The following is a 21,127-nucleotide window of genomic DNA, read 5'->3' on the forward strand; positions in this document are numbered from 1 at the left end:
GGGGAGGCGCCTGATTTTCGGATGGTTGGACAGTGGCAAGTGTAGACGACTGGTCTAATTGTGCTATCATGCAGCGCATGAAAGCTGAATACACCGACGTGCGCCAGCACATTATCGACCAGGGCAAGGCCATCATCACGCGCAAGGGCTTTGCCGGCGTGGGGCTGAACGAGATTTTGTCGGCCGCCGACGTGCCCAAGGGTTCGTTCTACCATTACTTCAAGTCCAAGGAATTGTTTGGTGAAGCGATGCTGGAAGATTACGTCACCGGCTACCTGGCCGGGATGGAAGACGTGCTGGGCCAGCCGGGCCAGAGCGCGGCGCAGTCGCTGATGGCGTATTGGGCCAGCTGGACCAGCGAGAGCCTCGATGGCAGCGGTTGCGACTGCCGCTGCCTGGTGGTCAAGCTCAGCAGCGAAGTGGCGGACATGTCCGAACCGATGCGCGTGGCGCTGCTGGACGGCACCCACCGCATCATCGCCAGGCTGGCCCAGGCCATCGCACGGGGCAGGGCGGACGATTCGCTGCCATCGGTGGCCGATCCGGCGCAGATGGCCGCCACTTTGTACCAGCTGTGGCTGGGCGCGGCCCTGCTGACCAAGCTGCGGCGCGACGCCAGCGCCTTGCAAACGGCCTGGCAGGCGACCCTGGACATGTTGCAGCTGTCGCCGGACAGCTACCGATAGCCAGCAAGCAAGCGGACGCGCCACGTCCGCGTTTTTTTGAGTGAATCGTAGACGACCAGTCTAATAATAAGGAGCGACAGCATGAAAAATTTTGAATTCCATAACCCGACCCGCATCGTGTTCGGTGCCGACACTGTCACCAAATTGTCTACTCTGGTGCCGCACGATGCGCGCGTGCTGATTTTGTACGGCGGCGCCAGCGCGGAAAAGACGGGCACCCTGGCCGAAGTGCGAACTGCTCTTGCGCTGGGCCAGCGCAGCGTGCAGGAGTTTGGCGGCATCGAACCCAATCCCAGCTATGAAACCCTGATGCGCGCCGTGGCGCAGGTGCGTGGCGCCAAGCTGGACTTCCTGCTGGCCGTCGGTGGCGGCTCTGTCATCGACGGCACCAAGTTCGTCGCCGCTGCCGCCCTGTACGACGGCGAGCCATGGGAAATCGCCGAACGCGGCGGCGCCAATGTACGTCAAGCCCTGCCTTTTGGCACGGTGCTGACCTTGCCGGCCACGGGTTCGGAAATGAACAGCGGCGGCGTGGTGACGAAAAAAGCCACGCATGACAAGCTGAGTTTTCGCAGTCCCTTGCTGTACCCGCAATTTTCCGTGCTCGATCCGAGCAAGACTTTTACGTTGCCGGCCAGACAGGTGGCCAATGGCCTGGTCGACGCCTTTGTCCACACCACGGAGCAGTATTTGACCTATCCGGTGCAAGCGAAGGTGCAGGACCGCTTTGCCGAAGGCTTGCTGCAGACCCTGGTCGAGATCGCTCCGCAAGCGGTGGCCGCGCCCGATGATTATGCCACCCGTGCCAACCTGATGTGGACGGCCACCCTGGCCCTGAATGGCCTGATCGGCGCGGGCGTGCCGCAGGACTGGGCCACCCACATGATCGGCCACGAATTGACAGCCCTGTACGACATCGACCACGCACGCACCCTGGCCCTGGTGCTGCCGGCACTGCTGGACGTACAGCGCGAGCAGAAGCGCGGCAAATTGCTACAGTATGGCGAGCGTGTCTGGAACATTACCGTTGGCAGTGAAGACGAGCGCATCAGCGCCGCCATCGCCAGCACCCGCGCCTTCTTTGAAGGCCTGGGCATTCCGACCCGTTTGTCCGCTTACCAGCTGGGGCAGGAAGCGGTGGAAGCGGTCTTGACGCAACTGGAAGCACATGGCATGACCTCCCTCGGCGAACACCGCGATATTGACCTCGCGCGTAGCCGCCGTATCCTCGAAGCAGCACTGTAACCCTGACATAAAAGGACACAATATGAACATCCTGATGGTACTGACCTCGCACGATCAACTCGGCGACACTGGCAAGAAAACCGGCTTCTGGCTGGAAGAATTCGCCGCGCCTTACTATGTCTTGCAGGAAGCGGGCGCCAAGCTGACGGTCGTTTCGCCCAACGGCGGCCAGCCGCCGCTGGACCCGAAAAGCGACGAGCCCGATTCGCAAACGGATGCCACGCGCCGTTTCAAGCTGGACGCCGATGCACAAGCCGTGCTGGCCAACACGGGCAAGCTGTCCGAGGTGAAGGCGGCCGACTTCGACGCCGTGTTTTACCCGGGCGGCCATGGCCCGCTGTGGGACCTGGCCGAAGACCCGCACTCGATCGCCCTGATCGAGCAGATGATTGCCGCCGGTAAGCCGGTCGCCGCCGTCTGCCACGCGCCCGGCGTGCTGCGCCACGTGAAGGCAGCCGACGGCACGCCGCTGGTGCGCGGCAAGCAGGTGACGGGCTTTACGAATACCGAGGAAGACGCCGTCGGCTTGACGGCCATCGTGCCTTTCCTGGTCGAGGATATGCTCAAGCAAAACGGCGGCGTCTACTCCAAGCTGGGCGACTGGCAGCCGTACGCCGTCACCGATGGCTTGCTGGTCACGGGCCAGAACCCGGCATCGTCGGAAGCGGCCGCCCAGGCGCTGCTCAAGCTGCTGGCTTGATGGCCGATGTCCGGCTGTGCGTTCGTCGAGGAAGCCGGGCTTGAATGCTTTATGCCCCGGCGGCCATGCCAGCAAGGATCAGGCCGACCGAGGCGTGCCATTGCGTCTCGCTGGTCGGCCTGCCCGCCAGCGCATAGCCGTGCAGGAAATCGACAAGCGCATCGCGCCCGCGCAGCCGGATTTTTTTCTCCAGCGAGAGACCGTCGACGGCCAGCTCGAACAGCGCCGTAAACCGCTCGGCCACGTCGTCTTGCGTCACCAGCCCGCGCGCCATCAGGCGCACGAAGTAGGGCGTGGCGCTGATCAGTTCCAGGTACAGCGCGCACAGCGCGAGCAGGCGCCGCAGGGGCGTCTGGCGCCGCGTAAACGGCGGCTGGCGCGGATCGAGCGCGGCAAAACGATGCACCATCAATGCCAGCAATAACTCCTCTTTTCCTGCGTAGTAGTGATACAGGGCCATGGCATCGACGCCCAGGCCTTGCGCCAGCGCGCGCATGGAAAACGCCTCGCCTTGTTCTTCCAGCAGGGCCAGGGCAGCGTGCAGGATGCTGGCGCTGTCCAGTGCGGGTGCGGCGCGGCACGGACGCCCCGCGCGGCGCACGGGAGATTCTATGGCTTGAAGTTTTGGGGTTTTCATGGGCATAATTCTACACTGTAGAATTAATTGAGGGAGCACCATGCAAAAAACTTCTGTCAGCGTTTTTCTCGGCATCAGCATCGATGGCTGCATCGCCGGAGAGAACGGCGACCTGTCCTGGCTGGCCGAACTGGCCCCCGACTCGCCCGACGCCACCGGCTACACGGCCTTGATGGATCAAGTCGATACCCTGCTGATCGGCCGTACCACCTATGAGGCCGTGCTGGGGTTCGAGCCGTGGCCGTATGCGGGCAAGCGCGTGGTGGTATTGAGTCACCGCGACTTCGCGCCACGGCATGGCGAACAGCGCCGCGAAGGCAGCGTGCGGGAAGTGCTGGAGGGGCTGGCAGAGGAGGGTTGCCGCCACGTGTATCTCGATGGCGGCGCCACCATCCGCGCCGGCTTGCGCGAGGGCGTCATCGACAGCCTGACCTTGTCCGTGCTGCCCGTGGTGCTGGGCAAAGGCGTGCGCCTGTTCGATGACGCGCTGCCGCGCAGCGACTGGCGCCTGGAAGATACGCGCCCGCTACCGAGCGGCGTGGTGCAGCTGCGCTATCGAAAAAATTAAACCGTGCTGGCGATGTCGACGATGAAGCCGGTGTCAAAGCGTTCGTTTTCGGGCGTGCCGTCCGGCTTCTTGTAGCCGCAGGGGTTGCACACGACGCGGCACTCGCCTATCTGGTAGTCGAGCGATGCGTGCATGTGGCCATGCACCCACAGGTCAGCTTGCGTCACCAGCGCGTCCAGCTGCGAGGCGAATGCGGGCGAGCCCAGGTTCGTCGCGTATTGCTCTTCCACCGACAGCATCGATGGCGCCATGTGCGTGATGACTACGGTTTTCCCGGTGAACGGCTGCGTCAGTTGCTTTTCCAGCCAGCAGCGGTGCTGGGCGTGCAGCTGCGCCGTGTCGCTGGCGCACAAGAGGCGCGGCGTCTCGCCACCCGTACTGATGTGCTTGTAGTCGGGCATGTAGGCTTGTGCCGCGTTAAGCGCTTCTTCCTGGCGCTCGGCACCGAACAGCAGAAAATCCGTCCACAGCGTGATGCCGAGGAAGCGTACTCCACCGATTGTCACGGCGTCGCCGTCGAGCAGGCGGATGTTGGCGCCGTGCGCATTCGCGCTGGCGCAGGCATCGCGCACTGCGTCCTGCATGTGTTCGAGCTGGTGGCCATAGCCTTCGTGGTTGCCGTGCACGTACAGCACGGGCAGGGCGCCGAAGGTGCGCGCGGCCCAGGCGATGGCATGGTTACCTGTAGCGATGTCGCCGGCCAGGATCACCACGTCGGGGCGGCTGGCGGCAAGGTTGATGGCGGGTGTGTCTTCACCCCAGACTTCCAGGTGCAGGTCGGACAGGATCAGCAAACGCATGGCAGTGGGCGCGGCAAGGCGCACGGCAGGTCTATGGGCCTCTATCGTAGCGCAAGTCGCAGCGCCCGTCTGCTTGACCGCGCCAGGCTGGCGACGTTACCCTATGGCATCGATTACCACACACTCATTCCTGGAGCCGCATGCCGCCTTTCTTCATTCCCAAGACCTTGCTGAACATCGCGCTGGCCGCCATGGCGCTACCGTTGACGGCGCATGCCGCCACGCCCGCCGTCGATCCTCTGACGCAGCCGATTGCCTCACCCTATGCGGCGCAGTGGAACCGCCCGCAGCAACCGGCGCGCATCCATGGCGACACCTATTACGTGGGCGTGGGCGGCTTGAGCGTGGTGCTGATAGACACGCGTGCAGGCTTGATCCTGATCGACGGCGCGTTGCCGCAATCGGTGGCCGCCATCAAGGAGCATATCCTCGAGCTGGGCTTTCGCCTGGAAGACATCAAGTTCATCCTGAATACGGAAGCGCATTTCGACCATTCGGGCGGCATCGCCGCCCTGGCCCGCGACAGCGGCGCGCAAGTGGTCGCCAGCCCGCTGGGAGCGGAGGCGCTGCGCGCGGGAGCGGTGCTCGCCGCAGATCCGCAAGCGGGCGAAATCGATCCCATGCCGGCCGTGGAAAACGTGCGCGAGATCGCCGATGGCGAAACCCTGCAACTGGGCGACGTGACCATCACGGCGCGCTACACGCCTGGCCATACGCCGGGCAGCACCAGCTGGACCTGGGTTTCATGCGAGGATGCAGAGCGTCAGGAATGCCTGAACGTGGTGTTCGGCGCCAGCCTCACGCCGGTGGCGGCCGACGATTTTCACTACCTGGCCGATGAGCGCCATGCGGACCTGACGCCGGCCTTCCGCCGCGTCATGCAGGACTTTGCCAGGCTGCCGTGCGACATCCTGATCTCGGCCCATCCTGACCACTCCGGCGGCGACAGCAAGCTGACGCAGTTGCTGGAAGGCGTCACACCGAATCCCTTCATCGATACGCAAGCGTGCAGCAACTACGCTGCCAAAAATGAAGCCAAGCTCGATGCCCGCATTGCGAAAGAAAAAACAGATGCGAAAAAATAGCAAGCTTGGAGCATGCGCCATGAAAGGTGGTTGACGCACTGCAGCATACGGTGCAGAATCAGCGTCCGTAGTGCAGATTAAACAAACTAAAGAAAGGAAACCCATGTTCGAGCAGGCTGGCAGCAAGTTGACTTAGCACTAGCCCCGCGCATGACGCTCGGGGCCATCGGCAGCATTGCCGATCCCGAGCCGGTGTCCTTCAAACCCCGGTGAGGAAACTCGCCGGGGTTTTTTTGTTTTGGGCGACCCCGGCATAAGGACAGGAAATACCGTGATGCCGATGCATCAAGGGTTGAAAGGAGACACCATGAAAATCAAAGTGAAAGCCACGCCCAAGCCGCGCAATCCGCTGGTGGCGGCCGCCAGGTTGCGCGGCGGCGCCGGTGCGCACCAGTCGGAGTCCTCGCCGCGCGCGGCGCGCCGGGCCGGCAAGCACCGCCTGCAGCAATGGCTGGCGGGCCGGCTCAAACCTGACGATTAGCGGGCCGGCAGCTCGACGATGAAGTTCGGATCAAAATCGGGATTTTGCGGCGTGCCGCTGCGCGTCTTGTAGCCGCAGGGGTTGCTCACCACGCGGCACGGGCCGATCCGGTAGTCGCGTGAAGCATGGATGTGCCCATGCACCCACAGGTCCGCCTGCGCTGCCAGGTCGTCCAGGCGCGAAGCGTAAGCGGGCGAACACGCCTCGCTGCCATACGCGCCGTCGATGGATTGCAGCGACGGCGCCATGTGGCTGATGACGACGGTCGCGCCATCGAAGGGTTGCGCCAGTTCGCGCGACAGCCAGGCTTTTTGCTGCGCGTGGAACATGGCCGTGTCGGCCGCGCGCAGCTTGCGAAAGCCCATGTTGGCCAGGCGGATGCGCTTGTAGTCATTCATGGCGGCTTCCGCGTCGCGCATGGCCGACTGGCGCGTATCGTCGCCCAGCAGGCGGAAATCCGTCCATAGAGTGGCGCCCAGGAAGCGCACGGCGTTGCCAGCCTGGTCGGCGATGACGTGGCTATCGGCGTCGAGAAAATGCACGTTGTCCGTGGCGGCGCAGGCGCTGCGCAGCTCCTGGCGCACCTTGTCCAGATGGTGGCCATAGCCTTCGTGGTTGCCATGCACGTACAGCACCGGCAGTCCCGGGAATGCGCTGGCGGCCCAGGCGACGGCGCGGCCGCCCGTGTCGATGTCGCCGGCCAGGATGACGGCGTCGGGGCAGCTGAGCGCTAGGTCGCCTTGCGGCGCTTCGTCGCGCCATAACTCATGGTGCAGGTCCGACAAAATCAGTAAACGCATGCGGTATCCAGGCGATTGGAGAGTACGCCATCGTACCTGAAAACCCTCACTCTTCCTCCAGCGCGGCGAAGCTGTGCGCCAGGTAGTCGATCAGCGCGCGCACGGCCGGCAGCAGGCCGCGCCGTGAAGGAAACACGGCGTGGATGATTTCGCGCTGCGGCCGCCATTGTTCCATCAGCGGCAGCAGGCTGCCATTGGCCACCTGCTCGGTGATCATCATGGTCGGCAACTGGACCACGCCCACGCCGGCCACGGCCGCGTCGCGCAGGGTCAGTATGTCGCCCGTGACGAAGCGCGGCGTGTGGCGCAACTGGGCGCGCGCGCCATCGGGGCCGTACAAATCCCACTGGTAGTGTTGTTGCTGCATGCCCAGGGCCAGGCTGGGCCAGTCGGCCAGGTCGGCCGGCGCCTTCGGCACGGGCGCGCCGGCGAACAGCAGCGGGCTGCCTACCATGCACTGGCTGCGTTCGGCCAGCACGCGCAGCACCAGATCGCTGTCGGGCAGCGGCGGCGGACGCACGCGGATGGCCACGTCGATGCCCTCGGCCACCAGGTCGACACGGCGGTTGCTTGCTTCGAGCAGCAGGGTCACTTGCGGATGCGCGCGCATGAAGCCGGCCAGCATGGGCGCGACCAGGGAGTGCAGCAGGGCGATGGGGCAGGACAGGCGCACCGTGCCGCGCGGCGCGGCCCGCGTCAGTTCGATCGCTTCCTGCGCCGCCTCCGCTTCCACCAGCATCGCCTTGCAATGCTCGTAAAACGTCTGGCCCACGTCGGTGACGGAAAAATGCCGCGTCGTGCGCTGCAGCAGGCGCGCGCCGAGGCGCTCTTCCAGCAGCGCGATGCGCCGGCTCAGTTTTGATTTCGGCATGCCCAGCGCGCGCCCGGCCGGCGCGAAGCCGCCATGGTCGACCACTTGCACAAAGTAATACAAGTCATTCAAGTCCTGCATGCCACCTCCTTGATCGTTCTATTTTTAGAACGCTGATGGCATATTTTACCGTCTACCCGCTTCATCGTTGCAAGCGTATTCTGTCTCCATCGTCATGCACACCCCACAGGAGATCGAGATGAACACAGTCACAGGTATCTACAGCGCACCGCGCCAGCACTGGGTAGGCGACGGTTTTCCCGTGCGCTCGATGTTTTCGTATAACGGCCATGGCAAGCAGCTGAGCCCCTTCCTGCTGCTCGACTATGCCGGCCCTGCCGAGTTTGCGCCCGGCACCCATCCGCCCGGCGTCGGTTCGCACCCGCACCGCGGCTTTGAAACGGTGACCATCGTCTACAAGGGCGAAGTGGCGCACCGCGATTCGACGGGCCAGGGCGGCGTGATCGGCCCCGGCGACGTGCAGTGGATGACGGCCGGTGCCGGCATCCTGCATGAAGAGTTTCACTCGCCTGCCTTCACGCAGTCCGGCGGCACCCTGGAAATGGTGCAGCTGTGGGTGAACCTGCCGGCCAAGAACAAGATGACGGCACCGGGCTACCAGGCCATCACCAGCGACACCATTCCCACCGTGGCGCTGCCCGATGCCGCCGGTTCGGTACGCGTGATCGCCGGCACCTTCGATGGCCAGCATGGCCCGGCCCGCACGTTCTCGACTATGCAGGTGTGGGACCTGCGCCTGGCCCAGGGCAAGCTGACGGAACTGCCCGTACACGCCGGCTGGAGCACGGCGCTGATCGTCCTGCATGGCACGGTGCTGGTGAATGGCGAGAGTGTGGTGCGCGAAGCGCAGATGGCGCTGTTCGAACGCGATGGCGACAGCATCACCGTCGAGGCGAACAGCGATGCCGTGGTACTGCTGCTGAGCGGCGAACCGATCGATGAACCCATCGTCGGCCATGGCCCCTTCGTCATGAATACCGAAGCGGAAATCGCGCAGGCGTTCGAGGATTTCAACAGAGGCCGCTTTGCCCGCATCGCGACGTAATGCCGGCCATGCTCAAGGGTATCGAGCATGGCCGTGAAACCAGGCTGGTGATACTGGAGACGGCTGGCAAGATGCCGCTTCAGCGTTCCAGCATCTGACAAAACTGTAGCGAGTGGCAGTGAGTTGTTGCCGGGAAGTGGGGCAGTGCGCATGCACAGTGAGCATTGCAAGCCGCATTTTTGCGGCGCGCAGCAGGTTGGATGGATGTTCTACGGTGCTTCATAGCGGGCGCGTATCGCCGCCAACACGCCGCGCTGTTCCAGGTGCGTGATGGCGGCGTTCAGGCGCGCCAGGTCGTCGGCGCTGGTCGTGCGCACGTTGAGCATCAGGTGCACGGGTGCGCGCAGGACCAGGAAGGGCAGGCTGCTCAAGGCGACGCCCTGCAGGTGCGCTTCGTGGCGTACGGCCAGCACGTCGCCCAGCAGCAGGTCGGCGCGGCCCGCGTCGAGCATGAGGATGCCCTGCCGGAAGTTGCCGAAGGTATTCAGGCGGCCGGCCTTTTCCAGCGCCGGCCGGGCCGCCGCATACTGCGCGCCATACCAGCCCACCTTGGGCGCCAGCAAGGTTGACTTGCCGCGGGCCAGCTGGCCAAAGCTGCCGACATGGCGCTGCGCGGCGGGCGTGCCGGCCTTGCCGAAGATGCCCACGGTTTCGTCGCGGTAGCTCACGGTGAAACGCGCATACGCATGGCGTTCGGACGTGTCGGAGGCGGCGGGCAGCAAGTCCAGTTCGCCTTTCTGGAACAGCAACTGGCGCCGCGCCGTGGGCAGCTCCGGCACGCTCAGCAAGGTACAGCGCGCTTCCTTGAAGATGGCGCGCAGCAGCTCCAGGTCCAGCCCCGTGTAGTTGCCTTGTGCATCGCGATACAGGTAGGGCGGCCATTGCTCGAGCGCCATCGTCATGCGGCAGGCCTGGGCGGGCAGGACGCTGCCGAGCAGCGTTGCCGCAAGCAGTACGTGGCGCAAGCGCATGGAACATCTCCGCAGTGGTTCTTGGGTACTATTACCCAATTTGCCAGAATGGCCAGGGAAGTCAAGCAGTGCGTGGCTGGTTTCGGATATCAAATGGGCTATAGTGGCGGCGTGCCTTCATTCAAAGGAATCCGCTTGACTCCCCCGCTCGAGATCGCCGCCAATGTCTTGATGACTGTTTCCATCATCCTGGCCGGACGCAATAATATTCATTCCTGGTGGATAGGCATCGTCGGCTGCGTGCTGTTTGCCGTGCTGTTTTTCCAGGTTAATCTGTATGCTGACGTGATGCTGCAGCTGTTTTTCATCGTCACCTGCGTCATCGGCTGGCTGCAATGGCGGCGCGGTGCCAGCGGCAAGCCGTTGCCGATCACGCGCACGGGCTGGCGCAGCCTGGCCTGGGTGGTGCCGGCAGGCATCGCCTCCGTGGTCATCTACGGCATGCTGCTGCACCGGTTTACGAATGCCTACGCGCCCTTCATCGATTCGGCAGTGTTGGTATTTAGCATCATCGCGCAATTTTTGCTGATGAGCCGCCGCATCGAAACCTGGGCCTTCTGGCTGTTGGTCAACACCGTGGCCGTGCCGCTCTACTACAGCCGCGGCCTGCACCTGACGGCCGTGCTGTATGCGGCCTACTGGGTCAATGCCCTGATTTCCTGGTACTGGTGGGGCGTGCAGGCACGCCGCGCGGCGCTGGCGCCCGCAGCGCCTTCCACGGCGATCGCCGACGCCTGATGTTGCCAAATGCCAAGTCCTTAGATTCAAATCATATATACAATCAATTTTTAATTCGTTCACGCCATAAATACACCGGGATATAGTGGTCTTTCCCCGCTTACCGGTGTCTTTTATGTTGCGCTTTAGTCTTTCTACCTATTTTTACGCCGCCCGGCACCTACTGACCATGCAATGCATGGCGCAGTGGATGCCGATGCGTGCCCGTCCACGCATCCCCTAAGTCATTCCCATTCATTTCGTTGTCGTTTGCCCGCTGGCCCACCCGGTCCGCGTGCCCCTGCTCGGCCTTTTTTATCGGAAAAAGGCTGCAATCCCAATAAGAGGAAACCATGTTCAAACCACTCGCCATCAGTCTTGCCATCGCCGCCGCCTTTCCCGCTTTCCCCACCCTTGCCCACGCCGGGGACGACATGCTGCGTGTTAACGTCACCGGATCGAATATCCGCGTCAGCGAAAAGGAGGGCGCCAGCGCCGTGCAAGTCATCACGGCCAAGGAATTGAAAGCCAGCGGCAAGACCAGCGTGTCGGACGTGCTGCGCGCCATCTCCGCCAACAGCGGCAACAGCTACAACGAACAATATACGGGCAGCTTCTCGGCCGGTACTTCGGGCCTGTCGCTGCGTGGTATCGGCCAGAAAAATACCTTGATCCTGGTCAATGGCAAGCGCGTGGCCAGCTATGCGACGGCGCAAAACCTGCAGGAAACCTTTGTCGACCTGAATAGCTTGCCGATGGCGGCCGTGCAGCGCATCGAGGTGCTCAAGGATGGCGCCTCGTCCGTCTACGGTTCCGACGCCGTGGCCGGCGTGGTCAACATCATCCTCTACAAGGAATTCACGGGCACGGACATCACGGCGCAATGGGGTGGCTCGACCGAAGGCACGGGCCAGCATGAAAAGAGCGCGGCGCTGCAAACGGGTTTTGGCAAGCTGGAGGAAGACGGCTACAGCCTGGTCTTCTCGATCGATGCACAGCAGCGCGACAAGCTGCAGCAGAGCGACGTGGAGTGGATGCGCGATGCGGACTTCCGCAACCAGCAGCGCGGTAGTCTGGGCTGGGCCATCACCAACTATGCGGGCACCGACCCGACCAGGACCTTGGGCGGCGTGCGGGGACCATTGCAGCTGGTCAATTATGGCGACATCACGCCCGGCAAGACGGGACAAGTGCTGGCCTACAACCCATCGCCGTACAAAACCCTGATTCCCGGCATCCAGCGCGTGCACACGGCCGCGCGCGCCACCGTCAAGCTGAACGCGGACACGGAAGCGTATGTCGATTTGCTGCACAGTTATTCGCGCGCCGACCAGACATTCAGCGCGCCGTTGACGGTGAACAATGCCACGCGCGTGTGGAACAACGCCACCCAGGCACTCGACACCATCCCCGTCGTGCTGCCCGTGGGCCATCCGAACAATCCGGGTACCGCGCCCCTGCCGTTCACGGCCACCCTGTTCGACCTGGGGCCGCGCCTGAAGCAGGACAAGGTCACGTTCTACCGTGCGCTGGCCGGCGTCAAAGGCACGCTGGCGGGCTGGGACTGGGATGCAGCCGTGGGCCACTCCAGCAGCAAGCTGGAAGAAACGGTGCAGAACTTCGTCAACCGCTATGAATTCCAGAAAGTGCTGGCCGATGGCAGCTACAATTTCTTTGATCAGTCGCAAAACAGCGAAGCCGTGCGTAACCGCCTGCGCCTGTCGACCCTGCGTCCGGCCGAATCGACGCTCGACACGCTCGACTTCTCGGCGGCCAAGGATATCTGGGACTTGCCCGCCGGCCCGCTGGGCTTTGCCGCCGGCGCACAGTGGCGCCGCGAAAAGATGGATTCGCAAACCTCGACTGCCGTGCTGTCGGGTACGGAGCTGCGCCCGGCCATCAACATCATCAACGGTACGCGCAGCGTCTCGGCCCTGTTTGCCGAATTCAACGTACCTGTAGTGAAAGACCTGTCTGTCAACCTGGCGGGCCGCGCCGACCATTACAGCGATTTCGGCAATGCATTTTCGCCGAAAGCCAGCGCCCGTTACCAGGCGGCGCCGTGGCTGCTGGTGCGCGGCACCGTGTCGCGCGGCTTCCGCGCGCCATCGCTGCCGGAAATCACGCAAAGCACGGCCGTCAGCTATGTCAGCGTGCTCGATCCGCGCGACCCGATCACGCCGACGCAGACGCGTGGCGTGACGGCCATTACCATCGCCAATACGGCGCTGCGTCCCGAGCGCTCGAATAACCTGAACCTGGGCGTGGTGGTCTCGCCGACCAGCAGTTCGAGCATCGGCCTCGATTACTACCGCATCAAGCAGGAGGGTGTGATCGGCACGGAAAGCGCCACCACCACCATCGCCAACGAAGCGACGGCGCCGCAAAAGGTCACGCGCGACGCCGATGGCCGCATCACGACCTTGTACCGCCAGTACCGCAACCAGGGCCAGCGCGAAGTGTCGGGCATCGATATCGACCTGCGCCAGCGCTTCGTCGACAAGGGCTGGGGCAAGCTGACCCTGGCCGGCCAGCTGAGCCGGGTGCTGCGCTTCGCCGAACCGCTGTCGGACGGCGCGCTGCTCACGGATGGCGCCGGCACCAATTACTTCGGTTCCATCCCGAAATGGCGCGGCGTCAGCTCGGCCACCTGGGAGCAGGGCAAGTGGTCGTCCACGCTCACATGGAATTACGTGGGCAGCTATGCGCAAAACACGCATCTCGATGAATCGGTGGCCGCCTTCAGCACCTTTGACGTGACCAGCAGCTGGCAGGTGACACCAAAGGCGAACGTCACGTTCATCGTGCAAAACCTGGCCAACAAACGTGCGCCCTGGGACTATGCGTCCACCGGCTTTGACTTTACCCAGGCCGATCCGCGCGGACGCGTTGCGGCGCTCAAGCTGAACTACAAGTTCTAGTAGCCGCCCGCCGCCTGCCGCTGTCCTGTCTGCTCCTGCAGGCGCTGGCGGTAGGCGCTGGGCGTGACGCCCATGCGTTCTCGGAAGGCCGTGGCGAAGTTGCCCGCGTTGTGAAAGCCGATCAGCAGGGCGATATCCTGCACGTCGATTTCCGTCTGCTGCAGCAGTTCCACGCCGCGGGCGATGCGCGCTTCGCGGATGAAGGCGAAGACCGTCATGCCCGTCTGCTCGCGGAACATCAGGGTCAGCTTTTCGCGGTAGGTGCCCACGCTGCGGGCGATGTCGGACAGGTTGGGCAGGCTGCCCAGGTTGTCGAGGATGAGCTGTTTGACGGCATTGACGAACACCAGGTCGGGATGCTGCAGCTTGTCGCGGATCAGCGTCGTGGCTGGCAAGGTGCTGTTGCTTTTACGCATCAACCCCAGGTGGATATGGATGCGTGCGGCCAGTTCTTCCGGCGTGAACGGCTTCGAAATGTAGTCGACGCCCCCCACCTGCAAGCCCATGATGCGTTCCTTGGCGGAATCGGCGCCGCTGAGAAAGATCACGGGTATCTCTTCCGTTTCGGGATTGGCCTTGAGCAAACGGCAGGCCGTGTAGCCATCCATCTCTGGCATGCGCACGTCGAGCAGGATCAGGTCGGGATGCGTGGCCAGTGCCAGCTGGTAGCCCTGGTAGCCGTTGAACGCGATGCTGAAACGGTAGGGCTGCTCGCCGAGCAGCTCCATCAGCATGCGCTGCTCGAACGCGGAATCGTCCACGATCAAGATGTTTTTTTTGATGGTTTCGCTGGTCAATGGCATGGCATGGATGACTTAACCAAATAGCAAGTAGTGGCTTATTATGCCTCGCTTTTTCTTTTTTTTCTGCTTTTCTCGTGTTTCAAAAGAGGTTTCTCCGCCAGAAGAAGCGCGGATTTTCCAGATCGCCAATAATTCATTCATGCATTGATTTTAAGCAATGTCGATTGCCAAAAAATCTGTTTTGCCAATGCTGCAAAAAGTGCCGGAGTCCCCGGGTTCCTGACTCTCGGCACAGGTATTTTGTCGTCCTGGTTTGCGTGCCCCAAAAAACGCCGGCAATACCGTGACTATCCTCGATGCCCTTCATATTGGCGGGCTCATTAATGATGTTCCATCATCAGGAGGTATCATGTTGCGAGTCATTTTCCCCCGCCTTGCCGTTGCCGCCAGCGTGGCTTTTGCCAGCACGGCGCTCATGCCTCGCGTCGCCGACGCAGCCGTGTATCTGAACGGCAGCAACACCGCAACCTTTGATGTCACCCTGAAAATCATCGCCAATTGCACCATTGCGGCGGCCGGTCTCGACTTTGGCCAAAGTCAGGGTGTACTGGCTACTGCCGTGAACGTCAATACGACCGTGAATGTCACCTGTACCAGTACCACCCCGTATAACGTGGGCCTGACGGCGGGCACGGGCACGGGGTCGAGCGGCACCACGCGCTACCTGAGCGGCACCGGCGGCAACGTGGGGACGGTGCAATTCAACCTGTACCAGACCGCTGGCAGCACCTTGTGGGGCGATACGCAGGGAACGAATACCGTCAGCGGCACCGGCAATGGCGCATCGCAGCCGATCACGGTGTACGGCAATATTCCGCCGCAAGCGACACCGGCGCCCGATACCTACAAGTCGACCATCACAGCCACCGTTTACTTTTGAGCGGGGGGCTGCGTGAAGGCCGGTTTCGCTTCCCTGATGAAAAACATGCTGGCGCTGCTGGCCTGCTGCGCGGCGGGCGTGCACGGCGCCAACTTGCAGATTTCGCCGGTGACGCTCAATTTGCGCGCCCCACAGAGTGCGGCCGGAATCAACCTGCAAAACCTCGGTGATCAGCCCATGTACGGGCAGGTGCGGGTGTTCGCCTGGGAGCAGCGCGACGGCGATGAGGTACTGGCACCGACGCAGGAACTGGTGGCCAGTCCGCCGATCGTCGAAATCGCCGCCAACAGCCGGCAGACCATCCGCCTGGTGCGTGCCCAAGGCGGCCCCGTCGCGCAGGAAAAGACGTATCGCGTACTCATCGATGAAGTCGGCCGCGACGATGATCCGGGCCGCAGCGGCGTCGATATCCGCCTGCGCTACTCGGTGCCTGTGTTCGTGCTGCCGGCCGGTGCGCCGGGCAAGGAAATTCTCGACTGGCAAGTCTTTCGCGAGCAGGGTGCATGGATGTTGCGTATCAAGAACAGCGGCAACGTCCATGCGCAGATCGGTGCGATGACATTCACGAATCAGGCGGGCAAGGTGTTTGTCATCAGCAAGGGGCTGTTTGGTTATGTCCTGGCGGCACGCATGCGCGTATGGCGCCTGCCCGTCGCCGGGGAGGCTGAACTGGATGGGCCGTTGAGTATTGCGGTGCATGTGAATGCAAAGGCGCTCGTTGCCACGAATTCGACACCTTGAACATGGCCACCATGACGGGCGAGCTTCTCGCGCGCCTTCGGCATGGGCGCAACCGGCTTAAACCATGAGACGCGTACTGACATGGCGGATTTGCTGGACCTTGCTGCTGCTGGCCATGGCGGCACTGGCCAGGGCCGATGGATCGGCCGCCGTGACGGGCGCCGACCCGGGGCCGGCCAGCTTGCCCAGCGATCCGATGGCCCCGAATGAACTGTATCTGGAGGTGAGTGTGAATGCTGTATCAACCGGGTTGATCTTGCGTTTTACCCAGGTGGGTAAAGGCTTGCTCAGCAGTGTGGCGAACTTGCAGCAGCTTGGGCTGGACCCGGCGCGCCTGGGTGCGCCCGCTTGGGCTGACGTGGCGCTCGATGCGATTCCCGGGCTCAGCTATGATTATGATGCGGCGCGCCAGAGCTTGTCGCTGCAGGTCGCGGACGACTTGCGCTCACCGTTCCGCATCAACGCGCGCCTGGCGGCGCAGGCGCCGCCGTCGCGCGTCACGCCCGGCGCCGTCCTAAATTACGAAGCCTATGCGGAACTGGGGCAAACGCGGCGCGCCGCCATCTTCAACGACTTGCGCTATTTCAATGACAGCGGCGTCTTCAGCAATACAGGCACCGTGAACCTGGGGTCGGACCAGCACAAGTACATGCGCTTTGACACTTTCTGGAGCAACGCCGACCCCGAGACCCTGCAAACGTGGCAAGTGGGCGACCTGATTTCCTCCTCGCTCAGCTGGAGCCGCGCCGTGCGCGTCGGCGGTGTGCAGTGGCGCAAGAATTTCCAGCTGCGTCCCGACCTGCTGACCTTTCCCGTCGCCTCCGTCGATGGCACGGCGCTCGTACCCTCGTCGCTGAGCCTGTATGTCAATGGCGTGCAGCAATATGCTGCCAGTGTGCCCAGCGGTCCGTTTGTGCTGAACCAGGTGGCGGGCATCAATGGTGCCGGGCAAGCCACCATCGTCACGCGCGATGCTCTGGGGCGTAGCGTGACGACCGTGCTGCCCCTGTATGTCGATACGCGCATGCTGGCCAGCGGCTTGAGCGATTACTCGGTCGAGGCGGGTGCCATGCGGCGCGGCTATGGCCGACGCCTGTTCGGCTATGAGCGGCAACTGGTCGCCAGCGCTTCCGGCCGCCATGGCGTCAACGACAGCGTTACCCTCGAAGGCCACGCGGAACTGGCTGCCGGCCTGTATCAGGCGGGCGCGGGCGTGCTGGTGCGCCTGGGCCAGGCGGGCGTACTGAACGGTTCGCTGTCGGCCAGCGGGGGACAGCGCCGCGGCGCGCAGCTGGGCGCCGGCTACCAGTACATGGGGCCAAGCTTCAGCGTCGATGTGCAAAGCGTGCGCGCCAGCGCCGCGTTTGGCGACCTGGCCTCGCGCGACGGCAGTGCCGTGGTGCGCGCGGCGGACAGATTCACCGTCAGCCTGCCACTGCCGGCAGGAAGCAGCATCAGCAGCAGCTACATCAGTTACCGCACGCCCGGCGCACCGCCATCGAAGCTGGCCACCGTGGGCTATTCGGCCACCCTGTTTCACGGCTTGTTCCTGAATGCCAGCCTGTTCCAGGACTTGCGCCAACGCGAGAAGCGGGGGTTTTACTTCGGCCTGAGCATGGCCTTCGACAACAATCTGGCCATCAGCACGACCAGCAGCCGGCAAAACGGCGAGAGCGGCCGCAGCGTCAGCGCGCAGCGCCCGCCGGACTTTGGCGGCGGCTTCGGCTGGAATTTGCAGGCTGGCACGGTGGGCGGCAACACCTACCGGCAGGCGCAAGTGGAATACCTGGGCAATGGCGGCCGCGTGAGCGCGCGCACGCAAAGCAGCGGCATGGGCAATGTTTCCTCGCTGGGCGCGGCTGGTGCGCTGGTGCTGATGGATGGTCATGTCGAGGCGGCACGCCAGGTGGGCAACGGTTTTGCGCTGGTGTCCACTGGGGGCGTGGGCAATATTCCTGTGTTGCATGAGAACCGCCAGATTGGCGTGACGGGTAGTAGCGGTTATCTGCTCGTGCCGAATTTGAATCCTTATGGCAATAACCAGATCAGCATCGCCACGGAGGAACTCGACGTCGATGCGCGGGTGCCCGTGACGAATATCAATGTCGTGCCGCGACACCTGGCCGGTGCGCTGGCCGCTTTTCCCATCGAACGCTACAGCGCGGCCACCGTCATCGTGCAGGGCGCCGATGGCAAGCCGCTGACGACGGGCTTGCCCGTACTGCACGTGCAAAGCGGCAAGCGGACGGTGGTGGGATTTGACGGCATCGTTTTCGTCGATGATCTGCTGGAGCAGAATCAGTTGCAAGTCGGCGAGGGCGACAGCGTGTGCACGGTGCGTTTTGCCTATGCGCGTCCGGCGGCGGGCGGCTTGCCCGTGATCGGCCCGCTACGCTGCGCTGCCGCTGCCGTTGGCGCCGGGGGAGGCCGCTGATGCGCCGCCTGCTGCTATGGCTGACCCTGCTGCTAGGCTGTGCCTGGGGCGGTACGGCGCAGGCCGATACCTGCTCGGTCAGCATGACGAATATCGATTTCGGCGCTGTCAGCCCGATTTCCGGCACCGATCACGTAGCGCAGGCAACGGGCACCTTCAGTTGCGTGTTTTCCTCGCTGAACCTGGGGCAGTTGCTCACGCCGAATGCGCAAGTGTGCATCTCGCTGGGGCTGGGCACGAATTCCACCTCGGCCTTGCCGCGCAAGCTGGGTAATGGCAGCAATCGCATGGAGTACAACGTGTATGTGGACAGTTCCTATGCCACGGCGAAGATATGGGGCGGCGCCGGCGTGACTGGCGCGCCAGCGACCTTAGGCATGACTTTGTCGGCCGGCTTGCTGGCGCCGCCCGGCACGTATTCGACGACGTTTACCGTGTACGCGAAGATCCCTGCCGGCGCCACCCTGGCGGCCGTGCCCACGGTGGGTAACGCCAATACCGTGTATACCTCGAGCTTTGCCGGGCAGGGAACGTATACCTACACCACGTATGGCCTCGTCAACTTGTTTGGCTGCACGGTCAACAGCGGCAGCTTCGGTTTTACGGTGAATGCCACGGCCGTCAACGATTGCACCATCACCGCCACGCCGATGGCGTTTGCGAACGCCACCATCCTGACGGGCAACTTGCGCAGCACCAGCACCTTGTCGGTGCGCTGCGTCAATAACAATGCCTATCAGATTGCCCTGAACGGCGGCAGCGTGGCACTCAATGTGGCCAACCGGCAAATGAAGAATACGGTGACGACGGAGAAGGTCAGTTACCTGTTGTCCGCCACCCTCGATGGTGCGCCATGGGGCGATGGCACGGCAGGCACGAGCATGGTGACGGGTACGGGCACGGGCGCGAGCGTGCCGCTGACGATCTACGGCCGCGTGCCGGCGCAGGTGTCGCCGCGCCCCGGTGACTACAAGGATACGGTGACGGCAACGATTTATTTTTAGAACGTGACGGTGACGAGGCCGGCGCCTGATGGCGTTGCCTGCTGGAGCAGCAGATACGGTGTGTTGTGCTGGCAGCGCACCCGGGCGCTGCTGCGCTGCGAGACGATGGTGCACGCTTCGTTGATGACGAAGGTGGCCTGGAGCGTCGCGGAAGACATGGTGCCGGCGGTGGTGGTCTGGCAAAGGGACAGGGCGAGCAGGGCAGGCAGTACGGCAAGCTTCAAAGGGGTCATCGTGAACGCAGTGAGTGAAAACGGGCGTGGGCAGCAGCGCTGGAAGGCGTGGCTGGCACCGTTTTTCGCACCGGGATTGGGAGAACAGAACCAGCCATGATTGTACTTGAAGTAGGAAAGTGTGAGTTTTCGCGTATTTTCAGGCCGTCGGCATGGTGGGCAGGTGACTTTGCTTTTGATAGTAACTGATGTTTCCGTGTTGCAACTGAGATATTTTTCGATTGTTGTGTTGAATCAACGTGAGGAGATGGTCATGAAACATACCAACTTTAATAATTTGCCCTGCCCGATCGCTCGCAGCCTGGGCAAGGTGGGCGAATGGTGGAGCATCCTCATCCTGCGCGAGGCGTTTTATGGCAAGACGCGCTTCGACGAATTTGAAAAAAGCCTCAAGATCGCGCCCACCATCCTGACGCGCCGCCTGGCCGATCTGGTGGAAGGCGGCTTGATGACGCGCCGCCTATATTGCGCCAAGCCGCCCCGCTACGACTATGTGCTGAGCAAGTCCGGGCGCGCCTTCAAGCCGGTCTTGCTGGCCTTTATTGCCTGGGGAAATGAAAACTTTGCGCCGGAAGGTGCCAGTCTCGTCATCGCCAGCCGCGACACGGGCCTGGCCGCCGACCCCGTGCTGGTCGACGCCATGACGGGCTTGCCCATCAATGACGAGTATTACGCCTTCGCGCCAGGGCCGGCCGCCAGCGACAGCATGCGCAGCATCATCCTCGATGCGGAAAAAAGCAGCGGCATCGCGCCCAAACCGAAGGCCGCGCCCGCCAATCGGGGCTGGGTGGCAGAAGGTCACCTGGCCTGAAGACGGGCCGGCAGGCGAGCAGCAAGTTTGGCGAAAAGCAAAGCGGACAAGGCGGCATGGCCTTACAGTCGCACTATGCAACACCAGAGTGGCGCAAGCCCGGTTGTGCGGGGCCGGGCGCCCTTCGTGACCCGCTGTCCGCTGTCCGTTACTGTCCGTTGAAGGAGACCTGCGATGAGCACATTGCAACAACACCTGCGCCGCGCCGCCACCGTGCTGGCGCTGGCAGCCCTGCTGGGCGCCTGTTCCCATGGTCCGCATCATCCGGGCGGCCATGACGTCACCTTGACGGGCGCGCAGGAGGTGCCGGCCAACACCAGCACGGCCAGTGGCAGCAGTACTATCCGCGTCGCCCAAGACCGCAGTGTCAGCGGCGGCGTGCGCTACACGGGCATGCTGGCGACCGTCGCGCATATCCACGAAGCGCCGACCGGCGCCAACGGCCCTGTCATCTTGCCGCTGGTGAAAACCGCCGAAGGCATGTTTTCCGTGCCGGACGGCACCCTGCTCACGCCGCCCCAGTATGCGAGCTACCAGGCCGGCAAGCTGTACGTCAACGTGCACAGTGCCGCCTACCCGGCGGGCGAGATCCGCGCCCAGCTCACGCCATAGCCTGCCAGCGGCGCTTTCCCCCGAAACCTCCTTGGGCCGCGTGAGCGGCCTTTTTTTTACG

23 protein-coding genes are annotated in these 21,127 nt (G+C 63.2%); 15 read left to right on the top strand and 8 right to left on the bottom strand.

What is annotated here, in order from left to right; all coding sequences use genetic code 11:
• Positions 1-77 precede the first annotated feature (77 nt).
• From ACQ4WZ_RS23770 to ACQ4WZ_RS23780, 3 genes are all read left to right on the top strand, one after another.
• Complete coding sequence (locus ACQ4WZ_RS23770; protein WP_101484832.1) at positions 78-686, top strand: TetR/AcrR family transcriptional regulator; 609 nt, start codon at positions 78-80, stop codon at positions 684-686.
• Between the two features lie 81 nt (positions 687-767).
• Positions 768-1,931, top strand: coding sequence for an iron-containing alcohol dehydrogenase (locus ACQ4WZ_RS23775; protein WP_436574652.1), 1,164 nt, complete (start codon positions 768-770; stop codon positions 1,929-1,931).
• Between the two features lie 22 nt (positions 1,932-1,953).
• Positions 1,954-2,631 (top strand): type 1 glutamine amidotransferase domain-containing protein, encoded by a 678-nt coding sequence (locus ACQ4WZ_RS23780; protein WP_133988783.1) that lies wholly within the window; start codon positions 1,954-1,956, stop codon positions 2,629-2,631.
• Positions 2,632-2,680: 49 nt separating this feature from the next.
• Here the strand turns inward: ACQ4WZ_RS23780 and ACQ4WZ_RS23785 are convergent, their stop codons facing one another.
• Positions 2,681-3,268 carry a TetR/AcrR family transcriptional regulator gene (locus ACQ4WZ_RS23785; RefSeq protein ID WP_436574653.1) on the bottom strand — a complete coding sequence of 196 codons (588 nt, stop codon included), beginning with the start codon at positions 3,266-3,268 and terminating at the stop codon, positions 2,681-2,683.
• A 40-nt stretch (positions 3,269-3,308) separates the two neighbouring features.
• Between ACQ4WZ_RS23785 and ACQ4WZ_RS23790 the strand changes: the two genes are divergently transcribed.
• A complete protein-coding gene (locus tag ACQ4WZ_RS23790) occupies positions 3,309-3,836 on the top strand; it encodes a dihydrofolate reductase family protein (RefSeq protein WP_436574654.1) in 528 nt (175 codons plus the stop codon).
• On the opposite strand, the gene ACQ4WZ_RS23795 is transcribed toward ACQ4WZ_RS23790, so the two are convergent.
• Complete coding sequence (locus ACQ4WZ_RS23795) at positions 3,833-4,660, bottom strand: metallophosphoesterase family protein (protein ID WP_436574655.1); 828 nt, start codon at positions 4,658-4,660, stop codon at positions 3,833-3,835. The two genes, ACQ4WZ_RS23790 and ACQ4WZ_RS23795, sit on opposite strands and share 4 nt — an antisense overlap.
• Positions 4,661-4,776: 116 nt before the next feature.
• Between ACQ4WZ_RS23795 and bla the strand changes: the two genes are divergently transcribed.
• Both bla and ACQ4WZ_RS23805 read left to right on the top strand, forming a co-directional pair.
• Positions 4,777-5,721 (top strand): subclass B3 metallo-beta-lactamase, encoded by a 945-nt coding sequence (bla, locus tag ACQ4WZ_RS23800; RefSeq protein ID WP_133988780.1) that lies wholly within the window; start codon positions 4,777-4,779, stop codon positions 5,719-5,721.
• A gap of 307 nt (positions 5,722-6,028) precedes the next feature.
• Positions 6,029-6,202, top strand: a complete 174-nt coding sequence (locus tag ACQ4WZ_RS23805; RefSeq protein ID WP_166674652.1) for a hypothetical protein — start codon at positions 6,029-6,031, stop codon at positions 6,200-6,202.
• Here ACQ4WZ_RS23805 and ACQ4WZ_RS23810 read toward each other — a convergent pair.
• Positions 6,199-7,002, bottom strand: coding sequence for a metallophosphoesterase (locus ACQ4WZ_RS23810; protein ID WP_436574656.1), 804 nt, complete (start codon positions 7,000-7,002; stop codon positions 6,199-6,201). The genes ACQ4WZ_RS23805 and ACQ4WZ_RS23810 overlap by 4 nt on opposite strands.
• A 46-nt stretch (positions 7,003-7,048) precedes the next feature.
• Entirely contained in the window at positions 7,049-7,954 is a 906-nt protein-coding gene (locus ACQ4WZ_RS23815; RefSeq protein ID WP_436574657.1) for a LysR family transcriptional regulator, read from the bottom strand.
• A gap of 118 nt (positions 7,955-8,072) precedes the next feature.
• Between ACQ4WZ_RS23815 and ACQ4WZ_RS23820 the strand changes: the two genes are divergently transcribed.
• Positions 8,073-8,939 (top strand): pirin family protein, encoded by an 867-nt coding sequence (locus ACQ4WZ_RS23820; RefSeq protein WP_436574658.1) that lies wholly within the window; start codon positions 8,073-8,075, stop codon positions 8,937-8,939.
• 209 nt (positions 8,940-9,148) lie between these two features.
• On the opposite strand, the gene ACQ4WZ_RS23825 is transcribed toward ACQ4WZ_RS23820, so the two are convergent.
• On the bottom strand, positions 9,149-9,910 hold the full coding sequence (locus ACQ4WZ_RS23825) for a substrate-binding periplasmic protein (RefSeq protein ID WP_133988776.1): 762 nt from the start codon (positions 9,908-9,910) through the stop codon (positions 9,149-9,151).
• Positions 9,911-10,045: 135 nt separating this feature from the next.
• On the opposite strand from ACQ4WZ_RS23825, the gene pnuC reads away from it, so the two are divergent.
• Together pnuC and ACQ4WZ_RS23835 are read left to right on the top strand one after the other, a co-directional pair.
• Positions 10,046-10,648: a nicotinamide riboside transporter PnuC gene (pnuC, locus tag ACQ4WZ_RS23830; RefSeq protein WP_101484834.1), complete on the top strand. Its 603-nt coding sequence runs from the start codon at positions 10,046-10,048 to the stop codon at positions 10,646-10,648.
• Between the two features lie 332 nt (positions 10,649-10,980).
• Positions 10,981-13,548, top strand: coding sequence for a TonB-dependent receptor (locus ACQ4WZ_RS23835; RefSeq protein WP_436574659.1), 2,568 nt, complete (start codon positions 10,981-10,983; stop codon positions 13,546-13,548).
• On the opposite strand, the gene ACQ4WZ_RS23840 is transcribed toward ACQ4WZ_RS23835, so the two are convergent.
• Positions 13,545-14,351 (bottom strand): response regulator transcription factor, encoded by an 807-nt coding sequence (locus tag ACQ4WZ_RS23840; RefSeq protein WP_101483662.1) that lies wholly within the window; start codon positions 14,349-14,351, stop codon positions 13,545-13,547. The genes ACQ4WZ_RS23835 and ACQ4WZ_RS23840 overlap by 4 nt on opposite strands.
• Positions 14,352-14,363: 12 nt before the next feature.
• Entirely contained in the window at positions 14,364-14,492 is a 129-nt protein-coding gene (locus ACQ4WZ_RS23845; RefSeq protein WP_257561356.1) for a hypothetical protein, read from the bottom strand.
• Between the two features lie 274 nt (positions 14,493-14,766).
• Between ACQ4WZ_RS23845 and ACQ4WZ_RS23850 the strand changes: the two genes are divergently transcribed.
• From ACQ4WZ_RS23850 to ACQ4WZ_RS23865, 4 genes are all read left to right on the top strand, one after another.
• Positions 14,767-15,231, top strand: a complete 465-nt coding sequence (locus ACQ4WZ_RS23850; protein ID WP_436574715.1) for a Csu type fimbrial protein — start codon at positions 14,767-14,769, stop codon at positions 15,229-15,231.
• A gap of 36 nt (positions 15,232-15,267) precedes the next feature.
• Positions 15,268-15,972 carry a fimbrial biogenesis chaperone gene (locus tag ACQ4WZ_RS23855; protein ID WP_243857872.1) on the top strand — a complete coding sequence of 235 codons (705 nt, stop codon included), beginning with the start codon at positions 15,268-15,270 and terminating at the stop codon, positions 15,970-15,972.
• 64 nt (positions 15,973-16,036) lie between these two features.
• A complete protein-coding gene (locus ACQ4WZ_RS23860) occupies positions 16,037-18,406 on the top strand; it encodes a fimbria/pilus outer membrane usher protein (RefSeq protein ID WP_436574660.1) in 2,370 nt (789 codons plus the stop codon).
• Positions 18,406-19,410: a Csu type fimbrial protein gene (locus tag ACQ4WZ_RS23865; protein ID WP_436574661.1), complete on the top strand. Its 1,005-nt coding sequence runs from the start codon at positions 18,406-18,408 to the stop codon at positions 19,408-19,410. Before ACQ4WZ_RS23860 ends, ACQ4WZ_RS23865 begins: the two co-directional genes overlap by 1 nt.
• Here ACQ4WZ_RS23865 and ACQ4WZ_RS23870 read toward each other — a convergent pair.
• A complete protein-coding gene (locus ACQ4WZ_RS23870; RefSeq protein WP_101483667.1) occupies positions 19,407-19,643 on the bottom strand; it encodes a hypothetical protein in 237 nt (78 codons plus the stop codon). The two genes, ACQ4WZ_RS23865 and ACQ4WZ_RS23870, sit on opposite strands and share 4 nt — an antisense overlap.
• Before the next feature lie 253 nt (positions 19,644-19,896).
• On the opposite strand from ACQ4WZ_RS23870, the gene ACQ4WZ_RS23875 reads away from it, so the two are divergent.
• Together ACQ4WZ_RS23875 and ACQ4WZ_RS23880 are read left to right on the top strand one after the other, a co-directional pair.
• Complete coding sequence (locus ACQ4WZ_RS23875; protein WP_101483668.1) at positions 19,897-20,454, top strand: winged helix-turn-helix transcriptional regulator; 558 nt, start codon at positions 19,897-19,899, stop codon at positions 20,452-20,454.
• Between the two features lie 174 nt (positions 20,455-20,628).
• A complete protein-coding gene (locus ACQ4WZ_RS23880) occupies positions 20,629-21,066 on the top strand; it encodes a CHRD domain-containing protein (RefSeq protein ID WP_133988771.1) in 438 nt (145 codons plus the stop codon).
• Positions 21,067-21,127 lie beyond the last annotated feature (61 nt).

It is taken from the genome of Janthinobacterium darwini, from assembly GCF_051380905.1.
GTDB lineage: Bacteria > Pseudomonadota > Gammaproteobacteria > Burkholderiales > Burkholderiaceae_D > Janthinobacterium.

Excerpts from the sequence above, each read along its gene's own strand:
- ACQ4WZ_RS23770 (WP_101484832.1), top strand. The coding sequence starts at position 78 with ATGAAAGCTGAATACACCGACGTGCGCCAGCACATTATCGACCAGGGC.
- ACQ4WZ_RS23775 (WP_436574652.1), top strand. The coding sequence starts at position 768 with ATGAAAAATTTTGAATTCCATAACCCGACCCGCATCGTGTTCGGTGCC.
- ACQ4WZ_RS23780 (WP_133988783.1), top strand. The coding sequence starts at position 1,954 with ATGAACATCCTGATGGTACTGACCTCGCACGATCAACTCGGCGACACT.
- ACQ4WZ_RS23785 (WP_436574653.1), bottom strand. The coding sequence starts at position 3,268 with ATGAAAACCCCAAAACTTCAAGCCATAGAATCTCCCGTGCGCCGCGCG.
- ACQ4WZ_RS23790 (WP_436574654.1), top strand. The coding sequence starts at position 3,309 with ATGCAAAAAACTTCTGTCAGCGTTTTTCTCGGCATCAGCATCGATGGC.
- bla (WP_133988780.1), top strand. The coding sequence starts at position 4,777 with ATGCCGCCTTTCTTCATTCCCAAGACCTTGCTGAACATCGCGCTGGCC.
- ACQ4WZ_RS23805 (WP_166674652.1), top strand. The coding sequence starts at position 6,029 with ATGAAAATCAAAGTGAAAGCCACGCCCAAGCCGCGCAATCCGCTGGTG.
- ACQ4WZ_RS23810 (WP_436574656.1), bottom strand. The coding sequence starts at position 7,002 with ATGCGTTTACTGATTTTGTCGGACCTGCACCATGAGTTATGGCGCGAC.
- ACQ4WZ_RS23815 (WP_436574657.1), bottom strand. The coding sequence starts at position 7,954 with ATGCAGGACTTGAATGACTTGTATTACTTTGTGCAAGTGGTCGACCAT.
- ACQ4WZ_RS23820 (WP_436574658.1), top strand. The coding sequence starts at position 8,073 with ATGAACACAGTCACAGGTATCTACAGCGCACCGCGCCAGCACTGGGTA.
- ACQ4WZ_RS23825 (WP_133988776.1), bottom strand. The coding sequence starts at position 9,910 with ATGCGCTTGCGCCACGTACTGCTTGCGGCAACGCTGCTCGGCAGCGTC.
- ACQ4WZ_RS23835 (WP_436574659.1), top strand. The coding sequence starts at position 10,981 with ATGTTCAAACCACTCGCCATCAGTCTTGCCATCGCCGCCGCCTTTCCC.
- ACQ4WZ_RS23840 (WP_101483662.1), bottom strand. The coding sequence starts at position 14,351 with ATGCCATTGACCAGCGAAACCATCAAAAAAAACATCTTGATCGTGGAC.
- ACQ4WZ_RS23845 (WP_257561356.1), bottom strand. The coding sequence starts at position 14,492 with ATGAATGAATTATTGGCGATCTGGAAAATCCGCGCTTCTTCTGGCGGA.
- ACQ4WZ_RS23850 (WP_436574715.1), top strand. The coding sequence starts at position 14,767 with ATGCCTCGCGTCGCCGACGCAGCCGTGTATCTGAACGGCAGCAACACC.
- ACQ4WZ_RS23855 (WP_243857872.1), top strand. The coding sequence starts at position 15,268 with ATGAAAAACATGCTGGCGCTGCTGGCCTGCTGCGCGGCGGGCGTGCAC.
- ACQ4WZ_RS23860 (WP_436574660.1), top strand. The coding sequence starts at position 16,037 with ATGAGACGCGTACTGACATGGCGGATTTGCTGGACCTTGCTGCTGCTG.
- ACQ4WZ_RS23865 (WP_436574661.1), top strand. The coding sequence starts at position 18,406 with ATGCGCCGCCTGCTGCTATGGCTGACCCTGCTGCTAGGCTGTGCCTGG.
- ACQ4WZ_RS23870 (WP_101483667.1), bottom strand. The coding sequence starts at position 19,643 with ATGACCCCTTTGAAGCTTGCCGTACTGCCTGCCCTGCTCGCCCTGTCC.
- ACQ4WZ_RS23875 (WP_101483668.1), top strand. The coding sequence starts at position 19,897 with ATGAAACATACCAACTTTAATAATTTGCCCTGCCCGATCGCTCGCAGC.
- ACQ4WZ_RS23880 (WP_133988771.1), top strand. The coding sequence starts at position 20,629 with ATGAGCACATTGCAACAACACCTGCGCCGCGCCGCCACCGTGCTGGCG.